The 21,639-nt window shown below is 71.9% G+C and carries 11 protein-coding genes and 1 pseudogene; 5 read left to right on the top strand and 7 right to left on the bottom strand.

Annotation, left to right across the window (positions count from 1 at the left end; all coding sequences use genetic code 11):
- Positions 1-70 precede the first annotated feature (70 nt).
- Positions 71-667 carry a pentapeptide repeat-containing protein gene (locus IEY55_RS15920; protein WP_189058550.1) on the bottom strand — a complete coding sequence of 199 codons (597 nt, stop codon included), beginning with the start codon at positions 665-667 and terminating at the stop codon, positions 71-73.
- 148 nt (positions 668-815) lie between these two features.
- On the opposite strand from IEY55_RS15920, the gene IEY55_RS15915 reads away from it, so the two are divergent.
- From IEY55_RS15915 to IEY55_RS15895, 5 genes and pseudogenes are all read left to right on the top strand, one after another.
- Positions 816-1,307 carry a hypothetical protein gene (locus tag IEY55_RS15915; RefSeq protein ID WP_189058548.1) on the top strand — a complete coding sequence of 164 codons (492 nt, stop codon included), beginning with the start codon at positions 816-818 and terminating at the stop codon, positions 1,305-1,307.
- Positions 1,308-2,454: 1,147 nt separating this feature from the next.
- A pseudogene (locus tag IEY55_RS33220) lies at positions 2,455-2,781 on the top strand (TNT domain-containing protein); the annotation flags it as partial.
- Complete coding sequence (locus IEY55_RS15905; RefSeq protein WP_189058544.1) at positions 2,778-5,975, top strand: glycohydrolase toxin TNT-related protein; 3,198 nt, start codon at positions 2,778-2,780, stop codon at positions 5,973-5,975. The pseudogene IEY55_RS33220 and the gene IEY55_RS15905, both read left to right, overlap by 4 nt.
- A gap of 33 nt (positions 5,976-6,008) precedes the next feature.
- On the top strand, positions 6,009-8,240 hold the full coding sequence (locus tag IEY55_RS15900) for a hypothetical protein (RefSeq protein ID WP_189058542.1): 2,232 nt from the start codon (positions 6,009-6,011) through the stop codon (positions 8,238-8,240).
- Between the two features lie 78 nt (positions 8,241-8,318).
- The gene (locus IEY55_RS15895) at positions 8,319-9,854 is read left to right on the top strand and encodes a TNT domain-containing protein (protein ID WP_189058540.1); all 1,536 of its coding nucleotides are present in this window, start codon (positions 8,319-8,321) and stop codon (positions 9,852-9,854) included.
- A 392-nt stretch (positions 9,855-10,246) separates the two neighbouring features.
- On the opposite strand, the gene IEY55_RS15890 is transcribed toward IEY55_RS15895, so the two are convergent.
- From IEY55_RS15890 to purN, 6 genes are all read right to left on the bottom strand, one after another.
- A complete protein-coding gene (locus tag IEY55_RS15890) occupies positions 10,247-10,699 on the bottom strand; it encodes a universal stress protein (protein WP_229686436.1) in 453 nt (150 codons plus the stop codon).
- A gap of 248 nt (positions 10,700-10,947) precedes the next feature.
- Entirely contained in the window at positions 10,948-14,175 is a 3,228-nt protein-coding gene (locus IEY55_RS15885; protein WP_373290020.1) for an error-prone DNA polymerase, read from the bottom strand.
- Positions 14,176-15,256: 1,081 nt separating this feature from the next.
- A complete protein-coding gene (locus IEY55_RS32090) occupies positions 15,257-17,728 on the bottom strand; it encodes a DNA polymerase Y family protein (protein ID WP_229686450.1) in 2,472 nt (823 codons plus the stop codon).
- A 326-nt stretch (positions 17,729-18,054) separates the two neighbouring features.
- Positions 18,055-19,035 carry a DnaE2-dependent mutagenesis accessory factor ImuA' gene (gene imuA' / locus IEY55_RS32805; protein WP_308424764.1) on the bottom strand — a complete coding sequence of 327 codons (981 nt, stop codon included), beginning with the start codon at positions 19,033-19,035 and terminating at the stop codon, positions 18,055-18,057.
- A gap of 349 nt (positions 19,036-19,384) precedes the next feature.
- Positions 19,385-20,980, bottom strand: coding sequence for a bifunctional phosphoribosylaminoimidazolecarboxamide formyltransferase/IMP cyclohydrolase (purH, locus tag IEY55_RS15870; RefSeq protein WP_229686434.1), 1,596 nt, complete (start codon positions 20,978-20,980; stop codon positions 19,385-19,387).
- Entirely contained in the window at positions 20,977-21,594 is a 618-nt protein-coding gene (gene purN / locus IEY55_RS15865) for a phosphoribosylglycinamide formyltransferase (RefSeq protein WP_229686449.1), read from the bottom strand. The genes purH and purN overlap by 4 nt, the downstream gene beginning before the upstream one ends.
- Between the last annotated feature and the right edge of the window lie 45 nt (positions 21,595-21,639).

Below are 21,639 nucleotides of genomic sequence, written 5' to 3'. Positions count from 1 at the left end.
CGTCCCGGAACAGCGCCAGATGCGTGGAGGTCGCTCGATGGCGCGATCTTCGCCTCGAGTATTGCTGGGATCACTCCACGCGCAGGCCGCGTGCCGCGGCGTACGCAATCGCCATCGGCACGTCGATGACTGCTCCTTCCCAATCCGCCTGCACGAAGGCGTCCGGCTCAACGCGCGCCTCCCGCAGATCAGCCCCGCGCAACCTGGTGCGCAACATCCGGGCACCACTGAGGTCCGCCCGGCGCAGGTCCGCGCCACGTAGGTCGGCCTCGTTGAGGTTCGCCTCCCGCAACCGCAGCCCGGAAAGGTCCAGGTTCCGCAGGTCGGCCCGGGTCAGCCCGACCAGGGTGAGATCGGTCTCGTGCAACCGCGCCGCCCGCCACCGGCAGTCGTTGAACATCGAGCCCAGCAGGGTGCAGCCGGCGAACTCCGCCTCGACCAAATGGGCCCGATCGAAGCCGCAGCCCCGAAAGGCTGAAGACAGATGCCGGGAACGACCAAGGTCCACCGCGGTGAAATCACAGTCGGTGAAAGAGCAACGCACGGTGCGCAGCGTCGCCAGGTCCGCTCCGGTGAAGTCACAACCCTCGAAGGAGCGATCTTCGAGCTTTTCGCCTACCAGAACAGCATCCGTGAAGTCCGCCCCGGTTGTCGTTCCCGAGCTCATGGGTGCCACTCTGCCAGTGAGGTCCGACACCGACCCGGGTAAACATCCGCCGGGTCACGGCCCGACAACCACCCGATCGCACTAACGTCGCACCCCGACTCCCGCCGCGACGCCGGCGGCGGAAGACCGACCCGGGAGCCCGAGAACCATGCACGAACCGCAGCACCCCGACCTCGACACCGACGACGCCCCGACCACGGGTGAGGACGACCGGAGCGAGGAGCTGCTCCAGGTCATCGGCAGCGGTCTGCTCGGCATCGCCCCCGCCGGCTGGCGACGCATCGACCTCAAGGCGACGATGGCCAGCTCCGTGCACGACCTGGCACTCACCGTGGTGATGGAGGACGGCACCACCGCGGGCTTCGCCACCCCGCCCCAGGTCACCTCGGCGGCGGTGGAGCTTCGCCAGCTGATGTACCAGCCCGGCCTGGGAACCTGGTTCTCCATGCGGTACACGATGGATCCGCCCAGCCGGTTCCACGTCAGCTTCAACTTCGACCACGACCCGCTGTGGAACCCCCCGGTCCCCGCCACGGTGCTGGCGCAGGATCTGGAAGCATTCCCGCGCGACGACGAGCACGTCCCGGGTTGGCTGCGGGCCAGGCTGGCCGGCCAACGCGACGCGTCCGCGCCGGTCTGAGGCCTGCGGCCAAGCAGGAGGAAGCGAACCTATGACGGGCCCCCGAACGCTCAACCCCACCGACCAGGACCACCTGCTGCAGCAGACCACGGTCCAGCTCGTGCACACCCTTCCCCCCGGCTGGGAGGAGGTGCTCATCGACTACCGGGCGGCCGGGAAGTACGTGGAGATGCCGGTTCTGGTCCGCTTCGTCAACGGCGGCAGCCAGAGCTGGACCCCGCCGCCGGAGGTCGCCCAGCGGTTCGCCGAGCTGCGTGCCGGCATGCACCGCGCGGGCCGTGGTACCTGGTTCAGCGCGCAGTACCAGCTGCAGCACCCGGACCGTTACTCGGTGCAGTACAACCGCACCGACGAGCCGGACTGGCAGCGGCAGCCGCCGCCCCCAGCGTTCGTCGACGAGCTGCGTTTCTTCCCCCGTGAGGAGGAGTACCTGCCGGACTGGCTGCGGCAGCGGGCGCAGCTCTCCCGACCGGCCCAGCCGGCACCGCCCGCCGCGACCGGCCCGACAGCGCCGGCCGCTTCGGCCACGCCAGCGACGCCGCCCGTGCCTGCGGCCGCCGCCCCGGCCGCCCCGCCGGTGCCACCGCCCGGTCCGCAGCCGAACCTGGAGGAGCGGCGCCGGGTGGCCGAGGAGGCCGCCTTCCGCCGGCTCCGGCAGCGGCTCGAGGAGCTGGGCATCCCATCCACCGACTACCGGCTGGGCGGGGTGGCCGAGCAGGCGTGGTGCGTGGTCCGGGAGCCGGCGGGCTGGCTGGTGTTCTGGTCGGAGCAGGGACAGCAGCACCACCCCGTCGGGTTCGAGGACGTGGAGCAGGCCGCCGCGCAGCTCCTCGGCACGTTGCTGCTGCCGCCGGTGGACGCCGCCTCCGAGGAACCGCCGCAGGGGATGCCACCCGCGGCGGCCCCGACTCCCCAGTCTCCTGCCGCGCCGCAGGCTTCGGCTCCGCACCCGCCGGCGGCTCCGGTGCCATCCACCCCACCGCAGGCTCCCCCGCCACCGGCCGCGCCGCCGGCGCAACGCCCGGCGCCCCCGCAGGCAGCCCCACCTCCGGCCGGCGTGGCGGTCGAGCCGGAGAAGCCCGAGGAGCAGACAGTCGTCGCCGCGCCGGAGGAGCCGGTCGAGGAGATCGTCCCGCTGCCCGGTGAACCGCCGTTGACCCTGTTCCGTAATACCGAGCAGGTGCGGTTGCCGGCTGGCACGGACGTGGACCGGTTCGGCCCGGGCGAGGGCAACGTCACCTACACCGCGGGCACGCCCTTCCCGCAGCGGTCACTACCGCCGGACTGGGCGAAGCGGGAGTACCACGTCTACCGGCTGCAACGGCCGCTGCCGGCGCTGACCGGCACGGCGATCCCGTGGTTCGGCCAGCCGGGCGGGGGAACCGCCTACCTGCTGCCGCGGTCCGTCCATGAGCTGCTGGAGGACGGCAGCCTGGTGGAGATCCCCGCGCCGCAGGAGGAGGAACAGGGTTGACCCCCGAGCGGCTCACCGAGGAGGAGCAGCTCGCCTTGGAGCAGCAGTGCTGCCGCGTGCTGGCCCGGCTCGCGCCGCGGGACTGGCAGGAGATCCACTTCGAGGTGTGCGCGGTGCACGGGACCGTGGCACACGGCCTGGAGGCGGTGCTCACCGACAGCACGGTGGTGCCCGGGCTCATGCCCGAGGAGGTGCTGGCGCTCCTCGGTGAGCTGCGGGAACGCATGTACCAGCCGGGGCGGGGCACGTGGTTCGCCGTGGTGGGACACCTGGCCACCCCGAACCAGGCCCGGTTCCGCTACGAGCTGGACGAGGAGCCGCGGTGGGACTCCGAGGAGCCCACCGCGGCCGACTACGCGGCGGACCTGGCCCGGTTCCCGCGGGATCCGGCGGCCACGCCGGAGTGGCTGCGCCGCAAGGTGGATGGCACCGGCGGACCAGGTGAGCCGCCGGCCGCTCCCGACACGCCCGGTGCGCCGGAGCTCCTTGCATCCGGGAACGCGCCGGCCTTGCCCGCGGCACCTTCTTCGCGGAGCACGTCCGCCCCGCCCGAGGTCGCCGCCTCCCGTGATGTGTCCGTACCGGGCAAGGCCGTACCGGCTGGTGAGGCTGCGCCGGCTGCGGGTGGGGCGACGGTCGCGATCCCCGAAACCGGCCCGTTGAACGAACCCCAACAGCGCGCCCTGCTCGGCCGGATCGCCGGGGAACTGCGGAAGCTGGCGCCGCCGGGGTGGCACCGGCTGCGGGCGATCGCCCAGGTCGTGGGGTACCACACCGAGTTCGGGCTGGACGCGGTCGACGAGGCGGGCGCGGCCCGGCCGCTGGAGATGCCGCGGCCGGTCGCCCTCGCCCTTCTGCGGATGCGCTCGGGGATGTACGAGCCGGGCAGGGGGACGTGGTTTCGGGCGCGCCTGCGGATCACCGCCGACGGTGGTGTCAGCGTCGGGTTCGACCACGAGGAGGAGCCGCGCTGGGGCCGCCCTCCCACGGTCCGGGACGTGGCCGAGGAGCTGCGGCTTTTTCCCCTTCCCGAGCACCGGCTGCCGGCCTGGCTGGCCGGGCTGCGCCGGCCGGACAGCGCCGCTGGCGTCCAGAACGCCCTTCCCGAACGCGCCGGACGGTTCGACCCACCGGCGGAGCCGTCCGCGGTGCGGCAGAGTGCTGCCGGTGGGGCTGAGTCCACCGGGCAGTTCGACCCGGTAGCCGAGCGCCCGGCAACGCAGGACATTGCTCCGGCCGGCGGGACCGACGCCGCCGAACGATTCCAGCCGGCGGCCGAGCGTTCCGCGGCGCACGAGAGCACTCGAGCCCACCGCGCCGACCCAGACGGAAGGTTCGACCCGCGGACGGACCGTCCCGCGATGCCCGAGCCCGCTCCCACCGGGGGGTCCCAGCCCGTTGGGCGATTCGAGGCAGCGGCAGGCCTTCCAGCATTGCAGGAACGCTCTCAAACCGGAGGGTCGCAGGCCACCGGACAGTTCGACTCCGTGGCCGAGCATTCCCTGGAGCAGCAACCCACTCCGGCCAGCGGGGCCGGGGATCGCGACCAACTCCACCCCGCGGAGCGGCCCGACATTTCACGTGGGCCCGCCGCCGATTCCGCGGACGGCCGTTCGGGCACGGCGGCGGTCACCCCCTCTTTCACGCCTGCCTTCCCCGAATCCGGCTCGGAGTTGACCACCCCTTTCGAGCGGCTGACCGAGAAAACACCGGCGGACCCGGGAATCCGCATGCCCGCGGAGAGCACTTCGGCGGCTCCTTCCGCAGGGCAACCTTCAACACCCGAGGTTTTCACGGATCCGGCGCACGCCGGGGGTTCCGGATCGCGCGATGCGGCGGACGAGAGCATTTCGGCCACGGAACCGGACGAGCGGCCTACGCATCGTGCAGCGGCCTTCTCCGAGGACCTGGCCCGGGAGAGTCCCGCATCCGATCCCGAGCGGCTGTCGTCCAGACACGCGGAGCTGTTCGACCCGCCGACGCCACGCTTCCCATCAGGGACAGGGGCAACCGGGACGTCCGACCGGCCTTGCGACCCGGATGCGGCACACGATGATCATCCGGAGCTCCCGTCCAGCGATGCGCGTGGCGTTTCTTCTGCCGTACCAGGCGATCCCGAGACGTCGCTCTCCCTGTCGGCGGAGCGTCCCGGTGGCCGGGAGACCGCCTCGGTTCCGCATGCTGGTTCCTTCCCCGGCCAGCCCGGTGAAACGTCCCCTGCCGCCGCGGACGAAAACAGCGCCGGTCGGCACGCGTGGCCACCCGTGGATCGGGCGCCGGATTCCCTCGGCATCACCGGCTCGGGCGAGGTAGCGGACGCACCACCATCCGGTTCGCCAGGACCATCATCCAGTGTTCCGGAGGGAGAACAGGCATTCACTTCGCCCGTCGGTTTCACCGAACCGGGGGCTGATTCCACCCCGAACGAGGTCCCGGCACCGGACCGGGCGGTATCTTCTGCGGAACGGAACTCCCGTCGGCAAGGGGACCTCGAAGTGGAACCGTCCCTGGAGAATTCGGAAGTACCGCCGGAAAAGCACCGCTTCATCCCGGAGACCGATCCGTTGCCGGGCAGGCGTTCCGGTCCTTCCCACGGCGCGAAGGAACCGGATTCCCCGGTGGAGCGTGAGGAAACGCTGCTCCGGTCGGAGCCCATCTTTCCGCCGGGCGTTCCGGCGGAGCCACCCGTTGCGGGGGCGAGACCGCGTCGACGGCGCGCGGCATCGGACCCTGCGGACGAACGGCCGCCGGCGTCCGGTGTCCCGCGGGCTCCCGCAGGGACCGGGGGTCGACGGCGCGCCAGGAACACCGAACCCACTACCGCAGAGGAGGTGTGGCCCGTCCTGCCGTTGCCGGGCGAGCCGCCGCTGGCCCTGTACCGGGACAAGCGGATTGCCACGCTCCCGCCGGACACCGAGGTGGACCGGTTCGGGACCGCGACGGGCAACGTCGTCTACGCCGCCGCCACCCCGTACCGGGAGCGTTCGCTGCCCGGGCACTGGGCGCGCCGGCGGTACCGGGTGTACCGGCTGCGGCAGTTCGTCGAGGTGGTCACCGGAACGGCCGTGCCGTGGCTCGGCCAGCCCGGTGGCGGGACCGCCTACGTCCTCCCCAAGCCCGTGGGCGAGTTGCTCGCCGAGGGCGTGCTGGTGGAGATCGACGCCGCGACCACGCGGCCACCGGCACCCCGGTGAGCCCGCTTCCCCACGACCTTCGAGGATCTCGGCATGCCGCCATCTACCCAGCAGGTGGTCGAACAACAGGGCCTGCTCGACCAGATCGCCCAGACACTGCTGCGTGCCGCGCCCGGGCAGTGGCGGTACGTGGTGGCCGAGTTCCGGATCATGGGCCGGCATGTCGAGTTGTCGACGTCCGTCGTGCTGGCCGACGGTGCCGCGCTCCCGTTGCCGCCACCGGTCCAGGTGGTGGAAATGTGTGTCGTGCTGCGGCGGAACATGCACGCCCCGGACACGGGCGCGTGGTTCACGGCGCGCTTCCAGGTCCAGGCGGATGGCCGGATGGGCTCGGAGTTCGACTACGACAACGAGCCCTACTGGCAGAACCCGCCGCCGGCGACCGCGTTCGGTGAGGACCTGCGGGCCTTCCCGCGGCTGCCGGACCGTACTCCCCGGTGGTTGCGGGAGCGGGCCGCCAGGGAGGCTTCCGAGGCGCAGCCCGCGGGGTCGGGTGCCAACACGGCAGATCAACTGGGGGGATCTGGCATGGGCACGGCGGAGCCTTTTGCCGGATCTGGCATGGGCCCGACAGATCCGCTGGCCACGTCGGTCGTCGGCGCGACGGATCCGTTCGGCGCGTCGGGTGCTGGTCCGACAGATCCGTTGACGGGAACGACGATCACCAACGTGGACCCGCGATCCCGGTCGGGCATGAACGGTGCTGATCCTTTTGGCGGGCCGGGTTTTCATCCCGCGAACCCGCCCGGAGCGCCAGGCAGCACCATGGCGAATCCTCTTACCGGACAGCACGTCGATGCGGGAGGGCCGCTCGACGGGTCGAGCGCCACCACCGTGTATCCGCCTGCCGGCTCGGGCAATGGGCCGGAGACGGCCGTGGCGCGGATCGAACTCAACGCATCGGACACACTGGCGACGTTGAGTACGAACATGCCGGATGCGCTCGCGGAGTCGAACACGGCGTCGATGGATCCCTTCGGGGGGCCGACCGGTGACAACGAGGTTCCCTCCTCGGGGGCCGGGGTCACTGGGCGGCCGTCCGGGCCGCTGCCGGAGGCCAGGCCGGCGAACGCGGTGGCATCGCGTAACGGCGAGCCCACTGGGGTGGACCCGGAACCTCCGAGGGAGGACGTGCGACCCCAACAGGTGGCATCGCGGATGGGGGTGGGTGCACCGGTACCACCGGTACGGTTCCGCAACGCGCGCACCTTCGACCGCCAGGGGCCGGACGGGCGTCCCGTCGTCCGGCGTCGGCCGGTTCCGCCCGACATGGTGCCCGGGCTGCTGGCCTACCTGGAAGGCGCGCCGGTTGTCCGGTCGTCCGATGTCTTCGAGATCGACCTGTTGGACCAGCGACCGAACGCGGTTCCGCTGGCCCTGCACACCGACGGCGTCTGGGTCTGGCCCGCCGCGGTGGCCTATTACCTGCGGCAGCACGGGGTTCCGCCCGATCCGGCGCTGATCGAGCACATCGTGCAGCAGCGGTTCGAGCCGCCCGCCGTCGACGAGGCGACATTGGCGGCAGCGCACGCGCACCTCGACCGGCGGCCGCGGCAGCCCGCTGCCGGGACCGGTGAACGGCCTTGGGCACCGGCGGAGAACCGGAACGCGGAACCGTCCTCGATGATCCCGCCTACCACGGTTCTGGCGCCTTCGGCGGTCGAGAGGGGAAGGGTCGAGCCCGGGTCGGTGCCGCCCGACCAGCCGTCGGCCGCAGCCGGCGAAGCGGCGACGACCTGGTTCGGGCCAGGGATTCGGGAGCAGCGGTCCGCGGAGTCGGCTGCTGCTCCTTCCGACTCTGCCGCCCGCCGCGCCGAGACGCCGACGCAGCTGGTCGATTCCTCGCCGCAGAGCGTGGATGCGTCGGACACGGCGAGCCGGTGGATCGAGCCGGAGGAGGCGGCCAAGCCCACCCGGGCGTTCGACCGGCGTTCTGCTCCCCCGCCCAGCACCGGTTCCCCGGTGTTGCGTGAGTTGCAACGGCTACTCGTCGTGTGGGACGCCGATCCGCAGCGGTACCGGATCCGCGAGGTCGCCGACGGTGCCTGGTGCCTGCTGGCCGAAGACCAGGAGTGGGTGGTCTTCTGTGCCCGGGAGGGCGAGCAGCACGGACGGGCCGCGTTCACCGACTGCGAGGCCGCGGGCCGGTATCTCCTCGGGGCGGTACTCGCCGACGGCGACGGTCCCGGTGCCATGGCTGGCGACGACGGTGCGGCGAGGGCCGACGTGAGGTGGCCGGAGGTGGATCCGGACGACGGCCGCTGACGCGTCGTTGACCGCCAACGGCCTACGGTCGGGCCCGTTCGAGGCGTCGGGTCGCCTTGGCGGGCGGAGGTGGCGGGCATGGCCGATGACGAGCGGGAGCCGGCCGGTTGGGGCGGGCCCGTGGACGAGCTCGGCGAGCGGGGATGGGGCCTGCTGCGCCGTCTCGTCGAGGTGGCCGGCCAGGAGGCTCCGCCGGAATGGGAGGAGCTGGACCTGGTTTCGCGCCGGGTGGGCAGGCTGGGCAGCGACCTGGTGACGGCCACCCGGCGGGGCGGGGTTCCCGTGCAGTTCCGGCCGTCCCCCGCGTGTGGGGAGTTGTTGGACCGGCTGCGGGAGATCACGTATCGCCCCGATGTCGGCGCGTGGTTCACGGCGCGGGTCGCGGTGAGCCGGGGCGCGGATCCGAAGGTCGAGCTGGATCGCGACCACGAGCCCGACTGGCAGTCACCGGTCGGGCCGGACGCGTATCGGGAGGACTTCCGCAGGTTCCCGCGTGCGCCGGAGCACGTTCCCGCGTGGCTGGTCCGGAAAGTTGGCTTGCTACGAAGAATCGAGGGGCCGGCGGCGAGTTCGCCGTTCCGGATCGCGCAGCCGTTCGACGGGACTGACGCGACCGGGCGGCCGGTCGTTGACCGGCCCGCCGTGCCCCCGGGTGACCGGATGCCGCTCCTGGACTATCTCTCCGGCGCGCCGGTTGTTCGGGCCGGGGCTGGTCCGGAGGTGGATCCGCTCTCTCCCGGCGGGCCCGCTGTCGTGCCCCGTGCGTTCCACACCGACGGGACCTGGATCTGGCCCGCGAGCGTTGCTTACTACCTGCGGCAGCACGGTGTTCCGCCAGAGCCTGAGCTGGTCGCCCACGCTCGGAAGAACGATTTCGTTGTGCCTGCGGTGGATCAGCCGGCCCTGCATGCCGTGGGAGTCGTGTTGGGTTGGCTGGGTGAACCGGAGTCGGACGGGGACAGGTTCGAGACGGGAGTCGACGAGGAGTCGGTGTTCCAGGCGCTGCGGAACCGGTTGGTGCAGCTGGGCGTGCCGCCCGAGGCGTACCGGATTGGCGAGACCGCCGAGGGCGTGTGGTTCCTCGTGCGTCGCGGTGCCGAGTGGGTGGTGAGCCGATCGGAAGGGCAGGAGCCGGCGCGGCTACTCCGGTTCCGCGATGTGGCCGATGCTGCCGCCTTTCTGCTTGGTGTCGTGCTGTTTGGTTCGGTGCCGGCTCGGGTGCGTGCGCGAGCGGCGCGGGGCGGTGGGCAGCATGGTGCGACCGGGCAGGTGATCCAGCCGTTGTCCGGCGAACCGCCGCTTGATCTTTACCGCGACCGGCGGCGGATCGTGCTGCCGACAGGAGCGGAGATCGACCGGTTCGGGATGGACGACGGGAATGTTGTCTACGCCGCTGGCACACCTTTCGCGATGCGGTCGTTACCGCCGGACTGGTTCGGGTTGCCGTATCACGCCTATCGGCTACTAAGGCCGGTGGAAGTCTTGTCGGGGACGGCGATCCCGTGGTTCGGCCAGCCCGGGGGTGGGACCGCCTACGTGTTACCGGTGGCATTGAACGAGCTGGTCATGGATGGTTGCCTGATGCTTCTTCCCGGCTATCCGCGCCCCTACTGATGCCGGCCCGTTGCCTCGGACCAGAACATCATTTCCATGGGACGTCGGCTCGCTACACCGAAGGACCGGAGCGGTCCGCTGCTTGATCTCGACCTACAATGCCGCCGCCTGCCGAGCCGCTTTTACCCCGGTATCCGGCCCCCATCCGCACCCGATCTCTCGAGGAATCCCCGGCGCCGCACCACACGCCAGCGCACGTTCATCCGTGTCCTGCAACAAGCTGCGGAAACCAGGTCCTGAGCATTTCCACGCGGGGGGCACCGAAGCGAGAGTCCTTGTCCGCACCCGCCTGTCCGAACCATGAACAGGCCGTGAAATTGAGCCTACGGCTCCTTTCCCCGCTTCTTCTTCCAGCAGAACCGTTCTCGCGGGCCGAGGTGACCACCTCGTGCTCAGGGCACCACGACGACGGGGCGGACGGCCTCGGTGACCAGGGTCTTCGGGACCGAGCCGAGGAAGCGGCCACTGTGCCGGGAGCGTCCGACCACGATGCAGTCGGCGCGGCGTTCGTCGGCAACCTTCTCCAGCATCCTCGCCGGGTCGCCGCGAAGGTGCAGCAGTTCCCACGCGACGTCGGAGTTGGACAGGGACCGCTCCAGCTCGGCACGCAGCTCGTCCACCAGCTCGGTGGCGGTCTCGGCGGCGACCGCCACCCCGGAGGGCGCCCAGTACGCGGCGCCACCGACCGGTTCGACGTACGCCAGCACGAGCTGTGCGCGTTCCCGGCTGGCCAGGCCCGCGGCCCAGGCCGCGGCGTTGCCGCTCGACGGGGTGCCGTCGATCCCGACGACGATGGCGCCCACGCCGACCTTGCCGATCTCGAACCCGAGCGAGGAGGGTGGCACGCCCCGATGGTAGGCGCGCCGTCCGGACCCGGCCGGGAGCAACCTCCTCCTGGAGGGGGATGGCCATCGCAACTGGGACACCATCCGGTGGAGGCGTCGGCAACGCCACCGTCGCCGGCTCCGCACAGTACGGCCGCCGTGCGAACGGTCAGGGCCGAACGCCCCGGGGCCGCGCGGCCACTACCAGCCGGTTCACTCGTGGCCACTCGCGGTCCGGTGGGTTCGGGCCCGTTCTTCCTCGTCCGGAGTCAGCGGAAGTCGCGGGACTTGGAGGGGACGCGGAGGTCGAGGTGTTGCAGGCGATCCGCCCGGATGTTGGTCACCCCCTCGGCGCGCTCCAGGACACCACGCACCAGCAGGGCGGAGCTGGTCTGGGCCACCCTGCGGTAGCGGGCCCACAGCCCGGGTGTGCACACCACGTTCACCATGCCGGTCTCGTCCTCCAGGTTGAGGAAGGTGACCCCGCCGGCCGTCGCTGGGCGCTGCCGGTGCGTCACCGCTCCGCCGACCAGGACCCGGCTCCCGTTCGGGACTTCGGACAGCCGCGTCACCGGGACCGCGCCCAGGGCGTTCAGGCGGTCCCGCAGGAACTGCGTGGGGAAGCTCGTCGGCGACACCCCGGTGGCCCACACGTCGGCCGCGGCCAGTTCGATCTCGTCCATGCCCGGCAGGGGCGGGGCCGCCACGCCCACCGCCGTACCCGGCAGCCGATCCGGCCGCTCCGCCGCCACCGCGCCCGCGGCCCACAACGCCGCCCGCCGGGACACCCCGAAGCAGCCGAACGCCCCTGCCGTGGCCAACGCCTCCACCTGGGCCGTCGTCAACCGCACCCGGCGCGCCATGTCCACCATGTCCCGGTACGGCCCGTTCTGCCGGCGTTCGGCCACGATCCGCTTCGCCAGGTCCTCCCCAATTCCCCGCACGGTGCCCAGCCCCAACCGGATCGCCCGCGGCTCCCGTTGTTCCCGGGGCACAGCGATGACCTTCCTCCCGTCGCCGGTGCGTAGCGCGGTGCCGTCGGCGGCGGCCCGGCGGCGTGCGGCCACCTCCGCCACCAGGGGATCCGGTCCCGTCGCCTCGACCGGTTCCAGGGTCGCGTAGTCGAGGCTGGCGTTGACGTCCGGGCCACGCACCTCGACCCCGTGCCGGCGGGCGTCCGCGATCAACGACTGCGGTGAGTAGAACCCCATCGGCTGGGCGCGGAGCAACGCGGAACAGAACGCCTCGGGGTAGTAGAGCTTGAACCACGAGCTGGCGTAGACCAGCAACGCGAAGCTCAACGCGTGGCTTTCCGGGAAGCCGAAGTTCGCGAAGGCCAGCAGCTTGGTGTAGATGCGCTCGGCGAGCTCTCCGGTGATGCCGTTGGCCGCCATGCCCTCGAACAGTCGGCCCCGCAGGCGGGACATGCGTTCGGTCGAGCGTTTGGCGCCCATCGCCCGGCGCAGCTCGTCGGCCTCGGCCGGGGAGAAACCAGCCACGTCCACGGCCATCTGCATGAGCTGTTCCTGGAACAGCGGTACGCCCAGGGTCTTGCGCAGCGAACGTTCCAGCAGGGGGTGGTCGATCTTGGGCTCCTCCTGGCCGTTGCGGCGACGAATGTAGGGGTGCACCGAGCCACCCTGGATCGGCCCCGGCCGGATCAACGCCACCTCCACCACCAGGTCGTAGAACTCCCGCGGTCGCAGTCTCGGCAGGGTGGCCATCTGGGCGCGGCTCTCCACCTGGAACACGCCCACCGTGTCCGCCTGGCAGAGCATGTCGTAGACAGCCGGGTCGGTCAGGTCGAGCCGGCCGAGGTCGACCCGCACGCCGTGCTGCTCGTTGACCAGGTCGACGGCGTAGTGCAGGGCGGAGAGCATGCCCAGGCCCAGCAGGTCGAACTTGACCAGGCCCACGGCGGCGCAGTCGTCCTTGTCCCACTGCAGGACCGTGCGCCCGGGCATGCGGGCCCACTCCACCGGGCACACCTCGCCCACCGGCCGGTCGCAGATCACCATGCCGCCGGAGTGGATGCCCAGGTGCCGGGGGAAGCCTTCCAGCTGGTCGGCGAGCGCGACCACGTGTTCCGGGATGTCGGTGTCCTCCGTGGACCTTTGTATCGGCCCCCATCGGTCGATCTGTTTGCTCCAGGCGTCCTGCTGGCCCGGCGAGTAACCGAGCGCCTTGGCCATGTCGCGGATCGCCGAGCGGGCGCGGTAGGTGATCACGTTCGCTACTTGGGCGGCCCGGTCACGCCTGTAGCGTCGGTAGACGTACTGGATGACCTCTTCGCGACGGTCGGACTCGATGTCGATGTCAATGTCGGGTGGGCCGTCCCGTTCCGGTGCGAGGAAACGTTCGAACAGCAGCTCGTAGCGCACCGCGTCGACGTGGGTGATGCCCAGGGCGTAGCAGACGGCGGAGTTGGCTGCCGAACCACGGCCCTGGCAGAAGATGTTGTTGTTGCGGCAGAACTGCACGATGTCGTGAACCACGAGGAAGTAGCCGGGAAAGCCCAGTCGCTCGATCGTCGCCAGTTCATGCTCGATCTGCTGATAGGCACGGGGATTCTCTTCTGGGGCGCCGAACCGCTCGGCCGCACCGCGCATGGTCAACTCCCGTAGCCAGCTGTCCTCGTTGTAGCCGGGTGGGACCCGGAACGGGGGAAGTTGGGGAGCGACCAAGCGCAGGTCGAAGGCGCACTCCCGGCCCAGCTCGGCGGCCCTGGCCACGGCGCCGGGGTAGCGCGCGAACCGGGCGGCCATCTCCGCGGCGGACCGCAGGTGGGCCGTGCTGGACGGGGGCAACCAGCCGTCCATCTCGTCGAGGCTGCGGCGGGCGCGCACCGAGGCGAGCGCGGTTGCCAGCGGATGGCGTGCGGGAGAGGCGTAATGCGCGGCCGTCGTGGCCACTGTGGACAGACCGGCGGTGGTGGCGAGGGCGGCCAGCAGGTCGTTGCGCTCGTCGTCGGTGGGCTGTCCGTGGTGGGTCAGCTCCACCACCACGTTGTCCTTGCCAAAGGACTCGATCAGCCGGTCCAGCTCGCGTGCGGCGCCGGCGGGGCCCTCGGCCGCCAGCGCGGATCGCACCGCTGCCTTGCGGCAGCCGGTGAGCACGAGCCAGTGCCCGCCGGCCTGGCTGACCAGGTCATCCCAGTGGTAGACCGGGCGGCCCTTCTCCTCCCCCCTGAACTGGGCGGCGGTGATGGCGCGACACAGCCGTGCGTAGCCCTCCGGGTCTCTGGCCAGCACCAGCAGGTGGTTACCCTCCGGGTCCGGCACACCGTTCTGCGGCGTGGACAGTCCCAGGCTCAGCTCGGCGCCGAACACCGTGCGCACGCCCAGCGCGGCTGCGGCTTCGGCAAAGCGGACGACGCCATAGACACCGTCGTGGTCGGTCAGCGCGATGGCTTCCAGCTCCAGCCGGGCGGCTTCTTCGACCAGTTCCTCGGGATGGCTGGTGCCGTCGAGGAAGCTGAAGTTGGAGTGACAGTGCAGCTCGGCGTAACCAAGACTGGGAGTGGAGAGTGTTGCGCTCCTCCTGGAAAGGAGATTCGCCGCGCTCTTGCTCGCTGCCGGGAAAGGTGTTGCTGTGTGCGGTCCTGTTGCCTCGGTTCCGGGCAGCGCATGCAGGACTGTGGCGTCGGCATTCGGCCTTGTGGGCGACTTCGTGGCGGTGTTCGCTCCCGCGTGCGGGGTTACGGTGGCTTCTGATGTTGCAGGCTGATGTGCAGTGTCAGCACCCGGTTCAAACGGATCGCCCGCACCCACTCCCGCAGGCGAATCCGGGGTACCGGATCGCACACATGATCCCGCAGCGCCAACGCTGGGCCTTCCGCGCGAATCAGCGACTGCTCTGGCTTGTCGATCTCCCGTGCCCTCATCCGACCCCGCACCCGGATCTGCAGGGTTATCGCACGTCTCAGCTGTACTCGCTGCCGCGCGCGAATCCGTGGGAACGCCCGCCGCGGCACCCTGACCCGCAATGTCCACACACTCTTGGGACAGCTCCCCGACACCCGCTCGGGAACCCGGATCTCTCGCGCCTTGATTCTCCCCTGCACGCGGACACTCGGAGCCGCCGTTCGAGCCCCCTTGCGGCTCTTCGGTTCTCGGCGCTGGCCTTGGGTTCGCCGTCTTACCCTTCTCCTCCGCCTGCTGCCCTTCAACGCTGTCGTGAGCAACGTCGTTCGAGCCGGCCTGCTGGTCGCCGGGAACTGCCGACCGGGTACGTGGACGCGCCGAAGTAGCCGGCGGGACATAACGCGCACGACGCCGGGTCCACGCCGGGCTGTCCCCGCCGTCCCCGGGGTACCGCTCATCCCGCGGCACACTCCGACCAGACAGTGCCCGCTCGAACTCCGACCAGCTCACGGGCGGGTTGTTCCACCCCATTCGCCGTCTCTCTCCTGGCTCGCGACCCGGTTCTCTCTCCCTCCCCTCCCCCCACCCGCCCCCGCTCCACCTCCATTCCCCCGCATACCTCGTCCCCTAGCCGCTCTTCCCTAGTCGTGTCCCCTTTCCCTCAGTCGTTCCCTTTCCCCGACATGCCTTCCTTTCCCTGCCGTTCTCCCTTCCGCTAGTCGTAAAGCCCTTCGACCCACCACTGGCCGCCCTCGCGGACGAGCAGCAGCGCGGTCTCCCCTGTGCCGGCGCCGAACCCCCCGAGTCCGACTCCGCCATCGCCCGCCCCCGCAGGCGGGTCTGCGGGACCCGCGCCCCGGTACGGCGGCCGTGCCGGGACATCGGCGTCCGTCCCCGCAGGCAGGGTGGCGCTGCCCCGGGGGCCCCGGGTGCTGGCACCCGGGGCGATGGGCGAGGCCGGGGTGCCGGTGGCACCCGGACCGGTGCGGTGGCCGTCGAACTCCCTGTCGATGCTCGACCCGGCAAACAGGTCTTCGGTGTCCTCGGTGGCCAGCACGACCTGCAGCCGGGCGGCCCGGCGTGCGCCCACCGTGGCCCCCGCCCTGCCCGCCGCCCCCGGGGCAGTCCGGGTCCCGTCAGTGCCCGGCCCGGCGGGTCGGGCCGCAGGGTCCACGGTCCGACCCGGGGTCGCCGTACCGGTGCCCGTTCCTGCTTGCAGTTCCTCGGTCACCCACCACCTCTCGTGCACCGTCCATGGCCCGCCCCAGGCCACGACCTGGCGTGGGGCCGCGCCGGCCACCCGGACCCACACCGGGGGCGCGGTCATCTCGTGCCGTCCGCTCACCCCGACCTGGTTGCCCTCCGCGTCGAGCACCTCGGCCGGCGTCGGGCGTTCCGGCAGCACGGTCGGCGTCGGTGGCGGCAACCGTCCCGGCCACGGCGCGTCCGGGTCCAGCGCCGGCCGCCGCTCGTCCCCCCACTGCACCAACCGCACCCGCTCTGCCGGCCCACGCCCGCCACCCAGCACGGGTGTCAACACCCCCTCCGGACCGAGCAGGCCCTGCACGTGCACCAGGGCCCGCGCGGCCCGTTCCGCGCCCGGGGTGTCGCCCGCCCCCCGGAACAGGTCGAGCTGCAAGCTGGCGGCCTCGACCACCTCCACCGGCTCCAGGCGGAGCACTCCCACGCCGGCGGTGGGCCGAGCCCCGCTCCGCCCCGTCAGCCAGCCGTCGAGCTGCCACCGCACCCGGTCGGCCGTGCCGTGCGCGGTGAGCGGATCGGCACACCGCCACACCCGGGCCAGTTCCTCGCCGTGCTCGGTCCTGGCCCGGATCCGCAGCCGGGTACAGGCCAGCCCGGCCCGGGCCAGCCACTCGTGCAGCCGCTCGGCGAGGGCCCGGGCGGCGAACGCCGCCGCGTCCACCCGGTCCACCGGCGGGTCGAGTTCCTGGGTGACGGCCAGGTCCGGTGGCGGACGGCGCCGCACCGGCGGACGCTCCTCCAGCCCCCGTGCCAGCCGGTGCGCGGCCATCGCGGCGGCCCCGAACCGGGAGGCGACGTCGGCGGGTGGAACCGCCGCGAACGCCCCGAGCGTCCGCAACCCCAGCCGCCACAGCAGCTCCACCAGCTCGGCACGAGCCTGACCATCTACTGTGGACGACCGATCGACGTCGTCGACGAGCAGCTCCGCCACCGGGAGCCGGGCGAGGAACTCCCGGCTCCCGCCCGCCGGGACGAGCACGCCCCGCCGGGCGGCCAGGGTCGCGGCGAACAGCCCATCCGCGATCCCGACCTGGCACTCCACCCCGGTGCCCACCGCCACGTGGTCGATCAGCCGCTCGGCGACAACCTCTTCCGCGGCAAGGGATTGCGCGCCGGGAGGCGCATCAACAACGTGCGTAGCGGTTCGAGTGTCGTTGCCGGGGACCTGCGCACAGGGTTGAGGGTCAACACCGAACTGCTCACAGGATCCAGCAGCAACACCGCAGACCTGACCGGATGGTCGAGAACCATCGACCGGTTTGGGGCTTCGGGCGTGGATACCAATGCCTCGCTTGCACGGCTGGGCGTCGGCACCGGGCTGCTCGGCGGACCGAGCGTCAGCGTCCAGGCCCTGCTCACGGGCATCGGCATCACATATCCCCCTGCGGGCTCGGGCATCGGCGCCCGTGGCGGGCTCGCCGTTCCGGGCACCGGTGGCGCGGGGTTGCTCGCCGGGGGGAGCGTCCGCACAATCGACCTGCTCGCGTTGTTGAGCACCGCCGTCTTGTCCGGTGGGTCGGATGCCGATAGCCGACTCGCCGGCTCCGGTGACCGCCCCGGGAGCGCCGTCACCGGCGTGGTCCCGAGCGATGCGGCCGAAGTAGCCGACCGGTCCCTGGACGGGAACCGCCACCACTCCCGGACGCACCACCTCGACCCCGGGGGCCAGCTCCTCGACGGCCGCCGCCACCGGCTCGAACCACCGGGCGTCCCGCTCCGGATCGTCGTCAAAGACGACCAGCTCGGGACAGCGGGACTGGGCTTCCCGCTTGCGTGCACCCCGATGGACACCCTCGGCCCTGGCCGTCGCCGAGCACGCCACCACCCGGTTGGCCGCGAGCACGGCCGCGGGGACGTGCGGCGGGGTACCGCTCGCCGCACAGGCCGCGACCACCGGCCAGTCCGGGCACCACACCACGAGCATCCGCACCGGCGTGGACACCACTCGGCCCGAATCGGGCTCCTGCCGCCCACTTTCCTTGCCAGGCAACACCTCCTCGGATCGTTTTCCGACCGGCTGCGGGAAATCCTTGTCAGCGCTCATCACGCCTCACCCCGCCGCCGAAAAGCACGACACAGCAACATCAATCGTCGAAACAACCAGTCACATCGCACGCCGGGGAAGCCGACCCGACGCGACGAGCACACCGCCCGTAACAACACTCCGGTCACCCCGATGCCCGACCCGGGGGCGAGTTCCCCCGGAGGCACCGGCTCCTCCGCTCTCCTCGTCCGCTCGGGCACGGCGGATCACCCGGCCTCCGCGGATCCCTCATCCGCCCAACCCGGCCCGGCGCGGCCGGAATCGGGCGGTAGGAGCTCCTCGGCGCGCAGAGCCGAGCGGCCCGGCGCAACCGTGCCCGCGCTCCGCGTTCCGACGTCTCCGGGTACGCCGTCGGTGGGCTCGGCACGACCATCGGGCCGTGCCCTGCCCCGACTGGCCCAGGCACGATCCCCGGCCGATCCGCGTTCCGTCCGAACGGGCAGCTCCGCCACCGGGGTGGCGGCACCCCGAACCTCGATGATGGGAACTCCGGTGATGGCCGGGCCCGGCGCACGGGTTTCCCGGTTCCGCCTCGCTCTCTCCGCGACACCCCCGCCGGCTGCCGGGAGCGCCAACCATGCCTCGCGGGGCCGCGCCGCCGCGCCCCGTCCTCGCGCCCGCACCAGGAGCTGACGCTCCCGTAGGTACCCGTGTCCCGCACCGAGCCCGTGCCATTGCCCGGCCACACAACTCAACTCAACATCCGCCGCCGGCCAGGAGCCGAACGGCACCAGCACGGCCCCGCGCTGCCGCGCCCGTACCGCCAGCTTCCGGGCACCGACCCGGCCGATCCGGTCGGTGCCGGCCACCGCCACCAGGTCGACCCCGTCCAGCAGGGCGGCCACCACCGCCGCCGGCTCGTCTCCTGGTCGTGGCACCAGGGCGAGCCGCTCCACCGCCACGCCCGCTTCCGCGGCGGCGAGCACACCCAGCCCCGGCAGCCCCACCACGGCCGCCCACGAGCCGGCGGCGGTGGCCTCGGCGAGCAGCGCGAGCAGCAACGCGGTGGACCCGCGCACCGCCACCGTGCCGCCGCGGCGCAGTCCGGACCACGGCAGCACGGCGGACAGTTCCGCCCGCACCGGCAGCACCCGCCCCGCTGCCAGGTCGCTGGAAGACACGGCGACCCCGGAAGCCGTGCCCACCCCGTCCAACGACCTCAGCGATGCGACCACCGCACCGGACACCGGCCTGGCTCCCTTCGACGCGACGTGCACGCACCCGTTCAGCACGCCACCGCCGTGGGGAAGCCAGCGGTGCTACGAAGCGGCCGATCCCATCCTCCGACCACCTCGACCGATCGAACATCTGTTCGAATCGGTGGGTCCAGTAAACCGGCCCGCACCCACACCGTCAAGCCCGGCGGACACCCCCGATCCGGTGATCCACAGCCCGCCCCGGGTGGGCCCATGGCACCGGCGCCGGACCGCTGACCAGCACTGACGCCGATCAGGTCGACGCGCGCCCCGCAGGTCCTCCGTCCAAAGAAAACGGGCCCCCTCCACTCGGAGAGAGCCCCGCTTCCGTACGAGTACGTCAGTGCGCGAAGTGGCGCGTGCCGGTCAGGTACAGCGGCACGCCAGCGGCCTCGGCCACCGCGATGACCTCGGCGTCCCGCACCGAGCCACCCGGCTGCACCACCGCACGCACGCCCGCTTCCAGCAGGACCTGCAAGCCATCCGGGAACGGGAAGAAGGCGTCCGACGCAGCCACCGCGCCCTTGGCCCGGTCGCCGGCGCGGGTCACCGCCAGCCGCGCGGCATCCACCCGGTTGACCTGGCCCATACCGACGCCGACGGTTGCCCCGCCAAGCGCCAGCAGGATCGCGTTCGACTTCGTGGCACGGCAGGCCCGCCACGCGAACACCAGGTCCCGCAACGTCTCGGAGTCCACCGGCTCGCCGCAGGCCAGCGTCCACTTGGCCGGGTCGTCACCGGGCGCGTCGATGGCGTCGGCCGACTGCACGAGCAGGCCACCGGACACCGCCCGCGTCTCCAGCCCACCACGGACCGGAGCCTCGGCGAGGAGGATGCGCACGTTCTTCTTGCGGGACAACACCTCGACGGCGCCGTCCGCGTAGGAGGGGGCGACGATCACCTCGGTGAAGATGTCCACAACCTGCTCGGCCATCTCCACGGTGACCTCGCGGTTGGCCGCGATGACACCACCGTAGGCGCTCACCGGGTCGCAGGCGTGCGCCTTGCGGTGCGCGTCGGCGATCGCACCAGATCCATCCACAGTGGACACCGCGATGCCGCAGGGGTTGGCGTGCTTGATAATTGCGACGCATGCGACCTCGTGGTCGTGCGCGGCCCGCCACGCGGCGTCGGCGTCCACGTAGTTGTTGTACGACATTTCCTTGCCGTGCAACTGCTTCGCGTTCGCCAGCCCGCCCTGGCCGGAGTCGGACACGTAGAGCGCGGCCCGCTGGTGCGGGTTCTCGCCGTACCGCAGTACCGTCTTGCGCTGGTAGGTCGTCCCGACCCAGCCCGGGAAGCCGGAGCACTCGTCATCCGGTGCCAGCGTGGCGCCGATCCACGAAGCCACCGCCACGTCGTAGGACGCGGTGTGCCGGAAGGCGTCGGCGGCCAGCGCCTGCCGGTCCGCCAGAGTGAAACCACCGGCCCGCACCTGCTGCAGCGCCCAGTCGTAACGCGACGGGTCCACGACGACCGCGACGTTGGCGTGGTTCTTGGCCGCGCCCCGCACCATTGCCGGACCGCCGATGTCGATCTGCTCAACGCACTCGTCCGGCCCCGCGCCCGAAGCCACCGTCCGCGCGAACGGGTACAGGTTCACCACGAGCAGGTCGAACGGAGCGATGTCCAGGTGCCGCAGCTGCGCCACGTGCTCCTCGCGCCGCACATCGGCGAGCAACCCGGCGTGCACCCGCGGGTGCAGCGTCTTCACCCGGCCGTCCAGGCACTCCGGGAAGCCGGTCAGCTCCTCGACCGGGGTCACCGGCACACCGGCGTCGGCCAGCGCGCGCGCCGTCCCCCCGGTGGACACGATCTCCACACCGGCGGCGTGCAACCCGGTGGCCAGCTCGAGCAGGCCCGTCTTGTCCGACACGCCGACCAGTGCGCGCCGCACGGGCCGCCGACCATCCACAGTGGACTGCGTTGCGGTCACGGGATGTTCACCTCTCGTCCGGTCACGGTGCAGCCCTGCAGGGCCAGTCGGGCGACGACATCGACCAGCAGGCGCCGCTCCACGCTCTTGATGCGCTCGTGCAGGGTGTCCTCGGTGTCGCCCGGCAGCACCGGGACAGCCTCCTGCGTCACGATCGGCCCGGTGTCCACGCCGGCGTCCACCAGGTGCACGGTGCAGCCGGTGACCCGGACCCCGTAAGCCAGCGCGTCCCGCACGGCGTGTGCCCCCGGGAATGCGGGCAGCAACGCGGGATGGGTGTTCAGTACACGGCCGCCGAAGCGGGCGAGGAACTGTGGGCCGAGAATCTTCATAAAGCCGGCGGAGACCACCAGGTCCGGCGCGAAACCCGTGACGGTGTCGGTCAGCGCGGCATCCCACGCCGAGCGGTCGGCGTGGTCGCGCAGCCGGACCGCGACGGTCGGCAGGCCGCGCCGCTCGGCCCTGGCCAGGCCCTCGATTCCGGCGCGATCCGCGATCACCGCGGCCACTCGCGCCGGGTAGTCGGGGTCATCGGTGGCGTCGAGCAACGACTGGAGGAGGGTGCCCGAGCCGGAGACCAGGGCGACCACGCGGGCCGGCACCGGCAACCGCAGCTGGAACGTGCCGCCCGGTACCCGCTCCGCTCTCTCGGGGCGAGC

The organism is Longimycelium tulufanense (genome assembly GCF_014645795.1).
GTDB classification, from domain to species: Bacteria; Actinomycetota; Actinomycetes; order Mycobacteriales; family Pseudonocardiaceae; genus Longimycelium; species Longimycelium tulufanense.
This window is presented reverse-complemented; position numbering and strand designations above follow the sequence as displayed.

Coding starts and splice junctions, on each gene's coding strand:
- IEY55_RS15920 (WP_189058550.1), bottom strand. CDS start 667: ATGAGCTCGGGAACGACAACCGGGGCGGACTTCACGGATGCTGTTCTG.
- IEY55_RS15915 (WP_189058548.1), top strand. CDS start 816: ATGCACGAACCGCAGCACCCCGACCTCGACACCGACGACGCCCCGACC.
- IEY55_RS15900 (WP_189058542.1), top strand. CDS start 6,009: ATGCCGCCATCTACCCAGCAGGTGGTCGAACAACAGGGCCTGCTCGAC.
- IEY55_RS15895 (WP_189058540.1), top strand. CDS start 8,319: ATGGCCGATGACGAGCGGGAGCCGGCCGGTTGGGGCGGGCCCGTGGAC.
- IEY55_RS32090 (WP_229686450.1), bottom strand. CDS start 17,728: ATGCTCGTGGTGTGGTGCCCGGACTGGCCGGTGGTCGCGGCCTGTGCG.